Origin of the sequence: Acinetobacter courvalinii, assembly GCF_014635545.1 — a bacterium.
Taxonomy (GTDB): domain Bacteria; phylum Pseudomonadota; class Gammaproteobacteria; order Pseudomonadales; family Moraxellaceae; genus Acinetobacter; species Acinetobacter courvalinii.
Window position 1 is genome coordinate 1,733,295 of the sequence record NZ_BMDA01000001.1, and the last position, 14,376, is coordinate 1,747,670.

The 14,376-nt window shown below is 42.0% G+C and carries 14 protein-coding genes; 10 read left to right on the plus strand and 4 right to left on the minus strand.

The features are described 5' to 3' along the window. Window positions 1–10: 10 nt before the first annotated feature. Complete coding sequence (locus IEV39_RS07905) at window positions 11–232, plus strand: DUF6500 family protein (protein ID WP_005284747.1); 222 nt, start codon at window positions 11–13, stop codon at window positions 230–232. Between the two features lie 226 nt (window positions 233–458). Here the strand turns inward: IEV39_RS07905 and IEV39_RS07910 are convergent, their stop codons facing one another. Next, the gene (locus IEV39_RS07910; RefSeq protein ID WP_005229577.1) at window positions 459–791 is read right to left on the minus strand and encodes a DMT family transporter; all 333 of its coding nucleotides are present in this window, start codon (window positions 789–791) and stop codon (window positions 459–461) included. Between the two features lie 118 nt (window positions 792–909). Beyond that, window positions 910–2,790, minus strand: coding sequence for a tRNA uridine-5-carboxymethylaminomethyl(34) synthesis enzyme MnmG (gene mnmG / locus IEV39_RS07915; protein WP_005284743.1), 1,881 nt, complete (start codon window positions 2,788–2,790; stop codon window positions 910–912). 251 nt (window positions 2,791–3,041) lie between these two features. Here mnmG and IEV39_RS07920 point away from each other — a divergent pair, with 251 nt between their 5' ends. From IEV39_RS07920 to IEV39_RS07960, 9 genes are all read left to right on the plus strand, one after another. After that, window positions 3,042–3,434, plus strand: a complete 393-nt coding sequence (locus IEV39_RS07920; RefSeq protein WP_005284740.1) for a hypothetical protein — start codon at window positions 3,042–3,044, stop codon at window positions 3,432–3,434. A 184-nt stretch (window positions 3,435–3,618) separates the two neighbouring features. Then, the gene (gene prmA, locus IEV39_RS07925) at window positions 3,619–4,521 is read left to right on the plus strand and encodes a 50S ribosomal protein L11 methyltransferase (protein ID WP_005284737.1); all 903 of its coding nucleotides are present in this window, start codon (window positions 3,619–3,621) and stop codon (window positions 4,519–4,521) included. A gap of 14 nt (window positions 4,522–4,535) precedes the next feature. Further along, entirely contained in the window at window positions 4,536–5,396 is an 861-nt protein-coding gene (locus tag IEV39_RS07930) for a DUF3426 domain-containing protein (protein WP_005284735.1), read from the plus strand. A 374-nt stretch (window positions 5,397–5,770) separates the two neighbouring features. Beyond that, a complete protein-coding gene (gene fis / locus IEV39_RS07935; RefSeq protein WP_001086304.1) occupies window positions 5,771–6,040 on the plus strand; it encodes a DNA-binding transcriptional regulator Fis in 270 nt (89 codons plus the stop codon). A gap of 80 nt (window positions 6,041–6,120) precedes the next feature. Continuing rightward, complete coding sequence (gene purH, locus IEV39_RS07940; protein WP_005284731.1) at window positions 6,121–7,695, plus strand: bifunctional phosphoribosylaminoimidazolecarboxamide formyltransferase/IMP cyclohydrolase; 1,575 nt, start codon at window positions 6,121–6,123, stop codon at window positions 7,693–7,695. A 179-nt stretch (window positions 7,696–7,874) separates the two neighbouring features. After that, complete coding sequence (gene purD, locus IEV39_RS07945; protein ID WP_005284728.1) at window positions 7,875–9,161, plus strand: phosphoribosylamine--glycine ligase; 1,287 nt, start codon at window positions 7,875–7,877, stop codon at window positions 9,159–9,161. Window positions 9,162–9,770: 609 nt separating this feature from the next. Next, window positions 9,771–10,646, plus strand: coding sequence for a MetQ/NlpA family ABC transporter substrate-binding protein (locus IEV39_RS07950; protein ID WP_005284725.1), 876 nt, complete (start codon window positions 9,771–9,773; stop codon window positions 10,644–10,646). Between the two features lie 72 nt (window positions 10,647–10,718). Beyond that, a complete protein-coding gene (locus IEV39_RS07955; protein ID WP_005284722.1) occupies window positions 10,719–11,747 on the plus strand; it encodes a methionine ABC transporter ATP-binding protein in 1,029 nt (342 codons plus the stop codon). After that, entirely contained in the window at window positions 11,744–12,439 is a 696-nt protein-coding gene (locus IEV39_RS07960; protein ID WP_004654491.1) for a methionine ABC transporter permease, read from the plus strand. The genes IEV39_RS07955 and IEV39_RS07960 overlap by 4 nt, the downstream gene beginning before the upstream one ends. A 54-nt stretch (window positions 12,440–12,493) precedes the next feature. Here IEV39_RS07960 and IEV39_RS07965 read toward each other — a convergent pair whose 3' ends face one another. Together IEV39_RS07965 and IEV39_RS07970 are read right to left on the minus strand one after the other, a co-directional pair. Beyond that, on the minus strand, window positions 12,494–13,363 hold the full coding sequence (locus tag IEV39_RS07965; protein ID WP_005284719.1) for an arginase family protein: 870 nt from the start codon (window positions 13,361–13,363) through the stop codon (window positions 12,494–12,496). Then, window positions 13,357–14,343: a hypothetical protein gene (locus tag IEV39_RS07970; RefSeq protein ID WP_005284715.1), complete on the minus strand. Its 987-nt coding sequence runs from the start codon at window positions 14,341–14,343 to the stop codon at window positions 13,357–13,359. The genes IEV39_RS07965 and IEV39_RS07970 overlap by 7 nt, the downstream gene beginning before the upstream one ends. Window positions 14,344–14,376: the final 33 nt, after the last annotated feature.

The following is a 14,376-nucleotide window of genomic DNA, read 5'->3' on the forward strand; positions in this document are numbered from 1 at the left end:
CCTATAAAAAATGAGAAAAGAACTTCAAGCCAAAATCATTCAAGTCTGTAATGAAAAAATTGCCAAAAAAGGCAGTGATGTCGGGCTTTCTTTTTATGCTTTCTTTGCCAATAAAAATGATGATCCTGAACGCTTAATGGAAGCTGCTCACTGGTGGATTATGAAGCATCAGCTTAATCATTTTGAGAAAGCTACCAAAATTAAAGCCTTAATTCTGGGTGAATCTACTTAAAGAATGAGTCATGGGAAATGCATGGGTCATATGGATGATAAATTGAAGGAGCAAAGCGTTTTTAAGCAACATGTTTTCTTTTAATAGAAGCTTATAGCCAAATTAAGCTCCAAACAAACATTGAGCAGCAGAATCAAAAGCAAAATATTGCAGTGATGTTATAAAAATAGCCAAAGGATTTTAAACCGAACTCAACCAGTTCGGTTTTTTATTATTTTAAAAAAAGTTAATGCGAACTGGATTTTGACAATAGATTCAAGATCAATACGCCACTCATAATCAGCGCAATTCCAATAATCCCCCATATATCGAGTTTTTGATCAAACACGAACCAGGCTACTATGGTAATTAAAACAATCCCGACACCTGACCAGATCGCATAGGCAATCCCGACTGGAATGGTTTTAAGCGTCAAAGAGAGACCGTAAAATGCAATTACATACCCCAGCACAACCACAATTGAAGCGAGCGGCTTGGTAAAACCTTCACTGCTTTTCAATGCTGAAGTGGCAATCACTTCCGCGATAATTGCGATAAATAAAATAATCCAGTTTTTCATTTCACCGCACCTCAGCAGGTCTATATTTATGACGATAAGAGTAAAATACTCAGAGAAAAAAACACCCTTCTGTTAAAGGGTGTTTTTAGTGTTTATTTCAACAAGTCGAATTGAAAGCTTAGGCTGACTTCTTGGCCATATTGTTTTTACGGATGGTAATCATCAGTAATTGTACAGCGGCTGGTGTTACACCTGGAATACGGCTTGCCTGCGCTAAGGTTTCTGGACGAACTGTCTTTAACTTCAAGGTAATTTCACGTGATAGACCTGAAATACCATCATATTCAAAATCAGCAGGAATCTTGGTTTCTTCAAGACGCTTCAATTGCGCCACATCTTCATGCTGGCGGTTGATATAACCCTCATACTTCACCGCAATTTCAATTTGCTCACCGACTTGCTGTGAAACTTCCGAACCGGTTAATTCCGCAATTTGACTGAAATTGATATTTGGACGTTTCAACAAATCAACCGCACTACATTCTTTGCTGAGATCGGCACCCGTCATTTCAACGAATTTTTTACCCATTGGGTTGTTTGGTGCAGCCCACAAATGTTGTAAACGAGATGTTTCGCGCTCAACTGCTTCCATTTTTTCGCTATAAGCCGCCCAACGTTCATCATCCACCAGACCCAGCTCACGACCAATCGTGGTTAAACGTTGATCCGCATTGTCTTCTCGCAGCATCAAACGATATTCCGCACGAGAGGTAAACATACGGTACGGCTCTTTGGTGCCTAATGTAATCAGGTCATCAACCAACACACCCATGTAAGCCTGATCGCGTTTTGGGGTCCACTCGTCTTGTTCCCAAGCACGGCGTGCAGCATTTAAGCCTGCAAGTAAACCTTGTGCTCCCGCCTCTTCATAGCCTGTGGTACCGTTAATTTGACCAGCAAAATACAGGTTTTGAATCGCTTTGGTTTCAAGTGTGAATTTCAAGGCTTGTGGGTTGAAATAATCATATTCAATCGCATAACCCGGACGCAGGATATGTGCATTTTCCATACCACGGATCGAACGTACCAAATTGAACTGCACATCAAACGGCAATGAAGTCGAAATACCATTTGGATAAAGCTCATGGGTATCTAAGCCTTCTGGCTCTAGGAATACCTGATGTGAATCTTTATCGGCAAAACGATGAATTTTATCTTCAATCGATGGGCAATAGCGTGGACCAACACCTTCAATCACACCCGTGTACATTGGTGAACGGTCTAAACCGCCACGGATAATTTCGTGGGTTTTTTCACTGGTATGGGTGATATAGCAATTGACTTGCTCAGGGTGCATTGAGGCGTCACCCATAAATGACATGACAGGAGATGGAAAATCACCCGGTTGTGGCGTCATGACCGAGAAATCAACTGAACGAGCATCAATACGTGGTGGTGTACCTGTTTTTAAACGTCCCACAGGAAGTTTAAGTTCACGTAAACGATGAGCCAGTGCAATTGATGGTGGATCTCCTGCACGGCCGCCACTCGAGTTTTGTAAACCCACATGGATCACACCACCGAGGAAAGTACCGGTTGTGAGTACCACAGTTTTGGCATCAAAGCGAATACCCATCTGGGTCACAACGCCCTTCACTGCATCGCCTTCAACAATTAAGTCATCTGCCGCTTGCTGGAAGATGTCCAGATTGGCCTGATTTTCCAGCGTATCGCGAATTGCAGCCTTATAACGTACGCGATCTGCCTGTGCACGTGTTGCGCGAACCGCAGCGCCCTTACGTGAATTGAGAATACGGAATTGAATACCACCTTTATCCGCCGCAAGCGCCATGGCGCCACCAAGGGCATCAATCTCACGGACCAGATGCGATTTACCAATACCACCAATTGCTGGGTTACAGCTCATCTGACCCAAAGTTTCAATATTATGCGTCAACAATAATGTTTGTCTTCCCATACGTGCCGCAGCAAGAGCCGCTTCCGTACCAGCGTGACCGCCACCAATTACGATAACGTCGTAAACTTTAGGATAGTGCATAGTGGTAAATATGTATTCAAAAAATGACAGAGTATTATATAGGAGTTTTGCAGCAAATTGGCAAAAACCGTCAACATTCTGCTGGATTCTAAGCCGCAGTTATGCTGACAAAACATACAAAAAGAAACGTTCTGTTGCATTTTCATCTTATACTTAACAGAGCTACTTAAACTATTAACTCGAACACCACTGTTTTATTTGATGAATTTCTTATCCTAAAAAGTGCATAACAAATACTTTAGGAAAATGATATGAACACAAAGCTTTTATTTTCATCTCTTATTTGTAGCCTATGTTTTAGCGTAGCTGCACATGCGGCGGATACCAAAGCTACCCAAGACCCACAAGCCAAAAAGTATCAACAGGTTTGTAAAGGCAAAAAACAAGGTGACCCAGTTTCATTTGCGTATAAAGGCGTTGTTTTCAACGGTTCGTGTGAACCGAACGAAGCAGGTAAACTCGCATTCCAACCGCCAATGCCAGCTTCTAACGCTGCTGTAGACACACAAAGTCGTCTCTCTGAAACCCAGTCCGCGCCACGTCCAGTGAGCAGTGCTCCAATGGAAGCTGCGCCTGCGATGAATGCACCGGCAGCAACTCCGGCTCCGCCAGTTGCTCCAGATGTTGAGCAGACTGCGCCATAATTGCAGCAACAATAAAGAAGGTCTTCATGACCTTCTTTTTTTGTCTATAAAATCTAAAAACAATGTTATAGCGCTCACGCCGTCAAATATTTGCTCTTAAAATTGTAATCTGTCTATTTTATAATCCCTTTAATAAGTTTTAATCTATTACAATACCCACAAATACATTTATTTAGGTTTTCCTGTGAACTGGCTACAAATTCATATTACTGTTGATCAAAATCAAGTTGAACTGACCGAAACATTGCTTCTTTCATTAGGTGCGGTGAGTGTTACTTTAGATGATGCAGAAGATCAGGCCCTGCTTGAGCCGTTACCAGGTGAAACACCATTGTGGAATAAAGTCATCGTTACAGGTATTTACCAACAAGAAGAAGATGACCCGATTGATGTAGATGCTTTGGAAACTTTCCTTAAAGCTCAACTTCCAGATGTGCCGATGCGCCATGAATACCTTGAAAATCAGGTGTGGGAACGTGCCTGGATGGATTATTACGAACCGATTCAAATCAGTGAAAAATTCTGGATTGTTCCTGAATGGTTAGAACCACCTGAAGCCGATGCAACCAACATCAAGCTTGATCCAGGTCTGGCTTTTGGTACAGGTAACCATGCCAGCACTTTCTTATGCTTACAATGGTTAGGCAAAACCGATGTTAAAGATAAAGTTGTCATCGACTATGGCTGTGGTTCAGGTATTTTAGGCGTTGCTGCCCTTTTATTAGGTGCTAAAAAAGTTTATGCAACCGATATCGACCCGCAAGCTGTACTCGCAACCAAACAGAATGCCGAGTTAAATGGCGTGCTTGACCGTCTATATGTCGGCTTGCCTGAAGAGTTTGATCAAGAATTCAAACCTCAACAGGCTGATATTCTGGTTGCCAATATTCTTGCAGCCCCACTGATGGCACTTGCGCCTGAATTCTCAACTTTATTAAAAAATGAGGGAGAGTTCGCACTAGCAGGTGTAATTGAAGAGCAAGTTGCTGATGTTTCTAGCGTTTACGCCGAGTTTTTTGATATATTAGAAATTGAAAAGCGTGAAGAAAACTGGTCCCGCATTTCAGGAAAACGAAAAACAAGCTGAGAATTTTATAAATTATGAGTGAAAAACAAACCCGCTGCCCTAAATGTTCAACTGTGTACAAAGTGACCCTTTCACAACTCAGTGTTGCACAGGGCATGGTTTGTTGCCCAAAATGCGTGATTAACTTTAATGCATTAACCAATTTGCTCGAAACAGACAGTGAAGCGACACCAGCACCCGTTAATCGCTCACTGTTTTCCTCGATCCAGCCAGATAGCTCATTTGCAGAAAAACAGATGCAGATCTTACGCATCTTCGACCAGAAAATCGAAAATTCCAATATTGACCTGCTTACCTATTTGAATAACCTGAATTATTTTAATACCGAACCGGTTACCGCCCTGCCCAACCTGAATCTTTCAGAAGATGCACTTTTAATTGAGCAGGAAAATAACGACAAACAACATGGCTGGTTGTATTACACCCTTTGGGGTATCGGTAATATTGCCCTGATTCTGGTGTTTGCTTTCCAGATTTTATGGTTTAACCCGAAACTCATGCATGAAAGCCCGGCATTAAATCAGATGTTTAATTATGTCTGTGGTGTTTTCAACTGCAAGATCAGCAATGAGCAATATCAGTCGCTGTCATTTGAGAAAGTAAAATTGAAACGGGTTGAGCAGGATGCCACAGGTTTTTCAGGAGTATTGCTTAATCAGGATGCCAATAGCGTAGTGTTGCCTCCAATAAAAGTGGTACTTAAACAAAATGGTGAAGCGATTTCATCTACGGTTTTAAAACCGCAAGACTATTTAGTTGACAGTTTAAAAACGATTCAACGCATTCCATCCAATAGCCCTTTTCGCTTCGAATTTACCATTCCAAAAAGCAAAAATAGCTTCAATGACTATAGTTTAGAATTTGTACAGCCCTAAAAGCTCAAAAAAGTGACAAAAAAACAAAAAAAAGTGCAGTTAATTTGCTCACTTTTTCGCTGACAGTGGTATGATACGCGCCACGAATGCTTTGACCCACTTACTCCTCGTAATTTACAGACAATAAAATCGTTAAACGAACTGTGCTTTTACCCAATAAGCGCATTGTTGGTTTTTTTGTTTTTGAAAGTAGGCGGTAACAAATATTTAACTATTGTTACGCTTATTTTTTACACAACTCGAGGATTTGTGGCAAGCTAATAGTCCTTTTGTTTTAGAGTCACTGTTTTAGGATCTAAAACAGGGCTCAGTAATTTAGACCACATTTATATCACTTTACCCAAGTGATATTTTGATTTTTCGGATTAACACGCATGAATAGCAAATCTCCTATTTTTACGGCTCAATCTGATGTCGCTCTTCGCATCCATGTAGATCGCGCAGTTCGTCATTATTTTGCACAATTGCAAGGTGAGCAACCATCTCAAGTTTATGACATGGTTTTAGCAGAAATGGAGAAACCTCTTTTATCTGTGGTCTTAGAATATACTCGTGGCAACCAAACGCGTGCTGCTGAGATTTTAGGCCTTAACCGCGGAACTTTACGCAAAAAGTTAAAAGCTCACGGTTTAATGAGTGAATAATTGATAAAATGCTCACGTTCTCGTGGGCATTTTTTTTGCCTTTGTTTTAATCTGTAGACTTCAAACTGTTGACTAAAATCATGACTATCAAACGTGCTTTAATCTCTGTATCCGACAAAACCGGAATCGTTGAATTCGCTCAAAATCTTGTAGCGCTAGGGGTAGAAATTTTATCTACGGGCGGTACCTATAAGTTGCTTAAAGACAACAATATTGCCGTCGTAGAAGTTTCTGAACATACAGGTTTTCCTGAAATGATGGATGGCCGTGTTAAAACACTGCATCCAAAAATTCATGGAGGCATCTTGGCGCGTCGTGGTCTGGACGAAGCGGTGATGCAAGAACACAACATTGATCCGATTGATCTGGTAATTGTTAACCTGTATCCATTTGCGGCAACTGTGGCAAAGCCAAACTGTTCACTTGCAGATGCCATTGAGAACATCGACATCGGTGGTCCGACCATGGTTCGTGCGGCAGCGAAAAACCACGCTTCAGTGGGTATTATCGTCAATGCAGCAGACTATGATTCAGTTATCGCTGAATTAAAAGCCAATGCTGGCTTGTCTTATGAAACACGTTTCGATTTAGCAGTTAAAGCATTTGAGCATACAGCACAATACGATGGCATGATTGCGTCTTATTTAGGTGCACGCGTGGGTAAAGCAGAAGGCGAAGCGGATCTCTTCCCGCGTACCTTCAATACGCAACTGAATAAAGCACAAGATTTACGTTATGGTGAAAACCCGCATCAGAACGCAGCCTTCTATGTAGAAGAAAATGCAAAAGAAGCTTCTGTTTCTACTGCCAAGCAATTACAAGGCAAAGAACTCTCTTATAACAATATTGCAGATACCGATGCAGCACTTGAATGTGTGAAATCATTTGCGAAACCTGCTTGTGTGATCGTTAAACATGCTAACCCTTGCGGTGTTGCAGTTTCACTGGATGGCATCAAGGCAGCTTATGATCTTGCTTATGCAACCGATCCTGAATCAGCATTTGGCGGCATCATTGCATTCAACCGCGAATTAGACACTACGACAGCACAAGCAATCGTTGATCGTCAATTTGTTGAAGTGATTATTGCACCAAGCATTGCGGAAGGTGTACTTGAAATTACCGGTGCGAAAAAGAATGTACGCGTACTGGTCTGCGGTGAACTTCCGGCCATTGATGCACGTGCGCCACAGCTTGACTATAAACGTGTTAATGGCGGTTTATTGGTTCAAGACCAAGACTTGGGCATGATCACTAAAGATGATCTGAAAGTTGTGACTAAACGCGCACCGACTGAACAGGAAATTGATGATCTTATCTTTGCATGGAAAGTTGCAAAATATGTGAAATCAAATGCGATCGTGTATGCGAAAAACCGCCAAACCATTGGTGTAGGCGCAGGTCAAATGAGCCGCGTCAACTCGGCACGTATTGCTGCGATTAAGGCTGAACATGCTGGTTTAGTGGTTGAAGGTGCAGTCATGGCCTCTGATGCATTCTTCCCGTTCCGTGATGGTATTGATAACGCTGCCAAAGCTGGCATTAAATGCATTATCCAACCAGGCGGTTCAATGCGTGACGAAGAAACCATTGCAGCAGCAGATGAGGCTGGTATTGCCATGGTGTTCACGGGTATGCGTCACTTCCGTCACTAAATGATCTGAGTCTCAACGCAATCCCCCTAAATCCCCCTTTAAAAAAGGGGGACTTACTTTTTCACCCGAATAAGCTTGCTCCCCTCTTTCACAAAGAGGGGTTTGGGGGAGATTCAGAGGGACTTTTTTATTCTGAACAGGTATATTCTTAGATACGGAAAAAGGGAAATAACTTTATAATGAATATTTTAGTTTTGGGTAGCGGTGGCCGTGAACATGCACTTGCATGGAAAATCGCACAAGATGCAAAAGTCACTCAGGTTTTTGTGGCGCCAGGTAATGCAGGCACTGCAACTGAAGACAAATGCAAGAACGTTGAACTCGATATTTTAGACAATCCAGCCATTATTGCTTTTGCCAAAGAAAATGATGTGGCATTAGTCATTGTTGGCCCTGAAGCACCTTTAGTGAATGGTGTGGTGGATGCAGCACGCGAAGCTGGTTTAAAAATCTGGGGACCAACCCAATATGCAGCTCAGCTAGAAGGTTCTAAAGCATTTGCAAAACACTTCTTAAAGCGCCACAACATTCCAACTGCTTTTTATGATGTCTTTACTGAAGTCGATGCCGCTAAAGCTTATGTAGAGCAAAATGGCGCACCTATCGTTATCAAGGCAGATGGTCTTGCGGCAGGTAAAGGCGTGATCGTGGCCATGACCAACGAAGAAGCTTTCGCTGCGATTGACGATATGCTTGCAGGCAACAAATTCGGTGATGCAGGTTCACGTGTAGTGATTGAGCAGTTCCTTGCAGGCGAAGAAGCCAGCTTCATTTGCATGATCGATGGCAACAACATTTTGCCAATGGCGACATCACAAGACCATAAACGCATTTTTGAAGGCGATGAAGGTCCAAACACAGGTGGTATGGGTGCTTACTCTCCTGCGCCTGTGGTGACTGCGGAAGTCTTTGAACGTGTCATGAATGAAGTGATGCGCCCAACCGTTGATGGTATGGCTGCGGACGGTCACGTTTATACAGGTTTCTTATACGCGGGCTTGATGATTGATGAACAAGGTCAACCACGTGTGATCGAATTCAACTGTCGTTTTGGTGATCCAGAAACCCAACCAATCATGATGCGCTTAAAATCATCTTTGGTTGATTTGGTAGAAGCAGGTATTGCAGGTAACATGCCAGCGGAAGCTGAATGGGATGAGCGTAAATCGATTGGTATCGTGCTTGCTGCTGGTGGTTACCCTGAAACTGTACGCAAAGGCGATGTAATTTCAGGTCTTGGTCAATCTCCAGAAGACACCAAAATTTTCCATGCTGGTACAGCAATGAGTGCTGATGGTCATGTGATTACTGCAGGTGGTCGCGTACTCTGCGTTACGGCATTAGGTGATACGGTACTTGAAGCACAAATCAATGCACTAGAGGTGTGTGGTCAGGTCACTTTCACTGGCATGCAATACCGTAGCGACATTGGCTATCGCGCCATCGCCCGTGAAAAAGCAGAATAAGTAAATTCTGTAAAAAAGCCTTCTTCGGAAGGCTTTTTTTATTCCTTAAATTGCATAATTTCCACTTCTATATTCATTATTTAAATATAAAATTCAGAAAAATATATATTTATGTTTTAATTCAACCGGCTACAGCATTTTTTTTAAAAAACTATAAAACTATCATCAATTTATATTTACTTATGCTGCAATTTCTCTTAAATAATCATAGTCTTATACCTCATAGTACACGCTGTTGCTCTGTCCCCTGCACTAAATTATTGCTATGATTGCCGAAATTTTAGATGTTGTTTTTATGTTAAATCAGTATTCTTTTTCATTCATTTCAAATGATTAGAATATTTAGCCTAACAAAACAAATTGCAGCTAAATCCAAATTTGATTAGAAAAAGATATGAATACCTTATTTCCCGCTGTATATATACTAAATGGGAACATGAATATTCATTTATTTTTCGCGTGTTGTGGAAAGGACTCTACCGAAAACCTCAAGAATAATTCACGTGATTATTTAAGAGCGATGCCAATTTACAACATACAAACCTATTGCAATCATTAATGCTCGAGAAAGGCTGATTTTCTCGACATTATTCCGATTAGGATTTATACATGAAAAAGCTGATTAGTCTTTTTTTAAGTGTATCGGTGTTATTACTTGCAGCTTGCAGTAAACAACCGGATACCGCATCTACCGAGCAAAAAGGTGATGCTGCTGCATTACAAACTGTTGTAATCGCTTCTACAGGTTCTGACGCCGATATCTGGCGTTATATTGCAACTTTACCTGAAACTAAAGCTGCAGGTCTAAAACTTGAAATTAAAAACTTCACTGACTATGTTGCAATGAATACTGCAGCAGCAAACAAAGAAGTTGATCTGAATGCGTTCCAGTCTTACGCTTACCTTGTGGCATTTAATGCTGCCAATAAAGATAAGATTGCACCTGTTTCAACCACCTATTTAGAGCCAATGGGTATCTACTCAAGCAAAGTCAAGAAAGTTGAAGAGTTTGCTGAAGGTGCCACCATTGCCATTCCAAATGACGGCGCGAACGAATCACGTGCATTATTACTTTTACAAAGCGCGGGCTTAATCAAGTTAAAAGCTGACTTTGATCCGGTAAAAGGCACGCCTGCTGACATTACTGAAAACCCGAAAAAAATTGTGATCAAACCAATTCAAATGGCAACAGCTGTACGTGTTAAAGACGAAGTTGATGCGATTTTATTAGGCAATACGCTGGCAATGGAAGGTGGTTTAAACGTTCTGAAAGATGCGATCTTCTATGAGCCTGTAGATCAAAGCACCAAGCTGAATGTAAACGTTTTAGCCACTGCAGAATCGCGTAAAGATGATCCTGTATTGCAAAAAGTTGGCGCACTTTACCATACTGAAGCGGTGAAGAAATATGTGCAAGAACACTTCGCGGGTACGAAAGTTGACGTAAACAAACCAACAAGCTATCTCACCGAAGCGAATTCGTAATATAATACTCTCAAATAAAACAGGCAAAGTGATTTTGCCTGTTTTTTCTTTTCTGCCATAGTACTGACGAACATGATCCAATTTAAAAACATTTCGAAACACTATCAGTTGAAAGGTCAAACGATCAATGCACTGGACCAGATCAATTTAGAGATCCCGGACGGCAGTATCTTTGGCATTATCGGCTATAGTGGTGCAGGTAAAAGTACACTGATCCGTTTGATTAATTTGCTTGAACGCCCGACGCAGGGACAAGTCATTATCAATCAAAAAGACTTTACTGCGATGGACGCACGAACACTTCGTCAAGAACGTGCAAATATTGGCATGATCTTTCAGCACTTCAATCTTCTTCAGACCAAAACCGTGTCTGAAAATATTGAGATGCCGCTTAAATTATTGGGGCACAGTAAAGCTGAACGGGATAAACGTCTGGCTGAATTGCTCGATTTTATCGATCTAAAACATAAAAAAGATGCCTACCCTGATGAACTTTCAGGCGGTCAAAAACAACGTGTTGGTATCGCACGTGCGCTGGCCAATCATCCCAAGATTCTACTCTGTGACGAAGCAACATCGGCACTTGACCCACAAACCACCAAATCAGTTCTGGCACTCTTAAAAAAGATCAATCAGGAGCAGAACATTACCATTGTCATGGTCACCCATGAAATGGATGTGATCGAATCGGTATGTGACTATGTAGCCGTAATGGAATCAGGTCATGTGATTGAAACCGGTCCAACCTTGGATATTTTCAGCCAGCCGCAGCACCCAACCACCAAAACCTTTATCCAAACGGTTTTGCAGCAGCAGTTACCTGTCAATATTTTAAGTAATCTTGAACACCAGCATCACAATAGTATCTATAGCCTGCAGTTCCTAGGTACTTCAGCACAGGAAACCGTGATTCAGGCTGCGATTAAACAGTTTGATGTCAGCTTAAATATTCTGTTTGCCAACATGACCGAGATTAATGGTACCGTGATCGGACAAATGTTTATTCAACTGCTGGGCGATCCGTTGATCATTCAAGAAACCGTAAAGTTCCTTGAACTTCAAGGCGTGAAAGTAGAACAATCTGGAGTGGTCAGCCAATGAGAGATTTAATTGTACAATGGCTCACGCAAGTCACTGCTCCTTTTTGGCATAGCTCGCTCTCAATCGATCAGTTTGTAACGGCGCTGCAAGAAACTTTCCAGATGGTATTCTTCTCTTTGCTATTTGGTTGTATTTGGGGCTTGATTCAGGGTATTACCCTGGTCGTGACCCGCACTGGCGGTATCCTACAAAATCGTGCGATTTATTATTTCCTTAATCCAATTGTGAATGCTCTGCGCTCCCTGCCTTTCATTATTCTTTTGATCGCTGTGATTCCACTCACCAAAATGCTGGTGGGTACATCAATTGGGACTTGGGCAGCGATTGTGCCTTTAACCATTTATGTCGGTCCGTATTTAGGTCGCTTAATTGAAACTTCGTTACTTGAAGTGAATGAAGGCATTGTCGAATCTGCTCAAGCAATGGGTGCATCCCCTTGGCAAATTATCTTTAAGTTTATTATCCCTGAAGCACGTAGCTCTTTGATTCTAAATTTAACCACGGGTACGATCTCGCTCATCGGCGCAACAGCCATGGCAGGTGCAGTCGGTGCAGGCGGTATCGGTGACTTGGCAATTTCGTATGGTTATCAACGTTTCGACACCAGCGTGGTGATTTTAACCGTAATCGTGTTATTGCTACTGGTACAAATGGTACAGATGCTTGGGGATTGGTTGGCTAAATTGCGCTAATCCATGAGTTCATAAAAAAACGCTCAACTTGAGCGTTTTTTGTTTTTTTAGCTTTTAGTTGGAAAAATAGATTTCATTGGCGGCCTTAAAAGTATTCACATGTAAAGGCACCAAATCATCCAGCGCCTGATATCCCCCTGCCAATACAAACAAGAGCGGAATTTTCATTTTCTTGGCCATGTCAAAGACAATACGATCCCGTTCAAATAACAACTCAGTGGTCAACCATCTGGAACCATATTTATCATGTTGATGACAGTCCATCCCGGCCTGATAAACCATCAGATCCGCTTCCCAGCGTGATGCATACTGAAAAGCCTCAAAGATCGCCTCTCGATACAAATCAAAATTTCCATGTTTCGGATGAATATATCGGGTCAGACTACGTTCACCCGCCTTGCAGCCAAAACGGATACCAAAAATGCCAAAATTAATCAGATTGGTCATACGGTTGGTAAAAATAGCCGTACCATCCCCCCCATGTTGATCACAATCCAAAATGAAGATCCGTTTCTCAGGATATTGCTTCGCGACCAGTGCCAGACCATTGAAAGTGCAATACGCGGCACCCGATTCATAACTGGCGTGATGAAATCCCTGAGCAATATTGGCAGCGATTCCTTCTTTCAAGGCAATCTCAGCGCCTCGCAATTGTCCCGCCTGAACCGATAAAATCGCATCTCTCAACTGCTCGTTCCATGGCTTAAAACCTTGAATGGTGGCGAATGCCGATTGCCCTGATAGAAAAGCATCGACGTAGTGTGGATGATGTAGTTTTCTTAAGATCTCAATATCAATCAGCCCTGGATCAACCAGCTCTGCCATTTGATGCGTACGCAGCACATCGGCAACAGCGGTGAGTTTTTCCATACTATTGGTATGCGTCTGTGCAAAGTATCGCGGAGAGTAACAAGCCTTTAGCATGGATGTCCTACATAAATCTGATCTTTGGCAATATCCATCAGCTGACTTAACTCAGTGCTATCCGGTCTGAATAATCCATTATCGACCTGTTGTTTAAAATGATAGCCAAATGCCCGCGCACGATGTTGTGGCGAAACAGCCAAGGTGGTTAGACGTAAAAACCAGAAACCATGCATTTTGGCAATCGGAATCACATAACCTTTATATTGCTTGTTTTTATGCTTTTCGAGTTGTTCAATCTCATAATGTGTAGAGAATAAACTGCCTGCCGGTAATCGGACCCCATTCATCATTAAAGGAACCAGACTGATACAAGAATGGTTATCCCCCATATTCAGCTTTTCCATCATAACCGGTTGATCATGTTGGTCCACAAAAATATTGATTTCGCCCTGCCGTAATAAACGGTGATGGGCAATGCGCAAAAAGAATTTTTCCGCCATGGGACAAGAACCTACCTTCGGCTTTTCAGCCAAAGCCTGACATTCGATCATGCCAAAATCCTGCGCTGTATGAGGGAGGATAATATCGGCAAGCAACTGACAGATCAGTTTACTTTCTTCGAGCTGGGCATATTGATGAATATTTCTGAGTTTGGCTTGGAATTCCACTTCCTGTCGCAAATATTGAGTAAATGGTTCTTGTGCATCTAAACGCTGTAAATATTGCTGGACATCCGCATTCATATCCAGATTACGCCATGTTTGTAGTGACAGGCCATAAGAAGCAGATTGGTTGAGAATATTTTTCAGCGCTTTGCTTTCATAATCTTCAAAAATGCGTAAATCCTGAAACCCAACCGGATCACGCACCTGCGAAACAAACTCTGCAATCACCCGCGTCGCTTGTGTATAGCCACAACCTCTGCGCTCTGTTTGATGGCTAAAGTGTTCATTCAACATTTCTGTCAGTTTGGCAGAGAGCGGAAATAAATATTTTTTAAAAATCATGACCACTTCGTGATCAGCCACATCAGACATAAGCTCCCCCTGCTTTGTTATGATGATTTAAAC

Excerpts from the sequence above, each read along its gene's own strand:
- mnmG (WP_005284743.1), bottom strand. The coding sequence starts at position 2,790 with ATGCACTATCCTAAAGTTTACGACGTTATCGTAATTGGTGGCGGTCAC.
- IEV39_RS07910 (WP_005229577.1), bottom strand. The coding sequence starts at position 791 with ATGAAAAACTGGATTATTTTATTTATCGCAATTATCGCGGAAGTGATT.
- purH (WP_005284731.1), top strand. The coding sequence starts at position 6,121 with ATGACTATCAAACGTGCTTTAATCTCTGTATCCGACAAAACCGGAATC.
- IEV39_RS07955 (WP_005284722.1), top strand. The coding sequence starts at position 10,719 with ATGATCCAATTTAAAAACATTTCGAAACACTATCAGTTGAAAGGTCAA.
- IEV39_RS07930 (WP_005284735.1), top strand. The coding sequence starts at position 4,536 with ATGAGTGAAAAACAAACCCGCTGCCCTAAATGTTCAACTGTGTACAAA.
- purD (WP_005284728.1), top strand. The coding sequence starts at position 7,875 with ATGAATATTTTAGTTTTGGGTAGCGGTGGCCGTGAACATGCACTTGCA.
- fis (WP_001086304.1), top strand. The coding sequence starts at position 5,771 with ATGAATAGCAAATCTCCTATTTTTACGGCTCAATCTGATGTCGCTCTT.
- IEV39_RS07960 (WP_004654491.1), top strand. The coding sequence starts at position 11,744 with ATGAGAGATTTAATTGTACAATGGCTCACGCAAGTCACTGCTCCTTTT.
- IEV39_RS07965 (WP_005284719.1), bottom strand. The coding sequence starts at position 13,363 with ATGCTAAAGGCTTGTTACTCTCCGCGATACTTTGCACAGACGCATACC.
- IEV39_RS07970 (WP_005284715.1), bottom strand. The coding sequence starts at position 14,343 with ATGTCTGATGTGGCTGATCACGAAGTGGTCATGATTTTTAAAAAATAT.
- IEV39_RS07920 (WP_005284740.1), top strand. The coding sequence starts at position 3,042 with ATGAACACAAAGCTTTTATTTTCATCTCTTATTTGTAGCCTATGTTTT.
- IEV39_RS07905 (WP_005284747.1), top strand. The coding sequence starts at position 11 with ATGAGAAAAGAACTTCAAGCCAAAATCATTCAAGTCTGTAATGAAAAA.
- IEV39_RS07950 (WP_005284725.1), top strand. The coding sequence starts at position 9,771 with ATGAAAAAGCTGATTAGTCTTTTTTTAAGTGTATCGGTGTTATTACTT.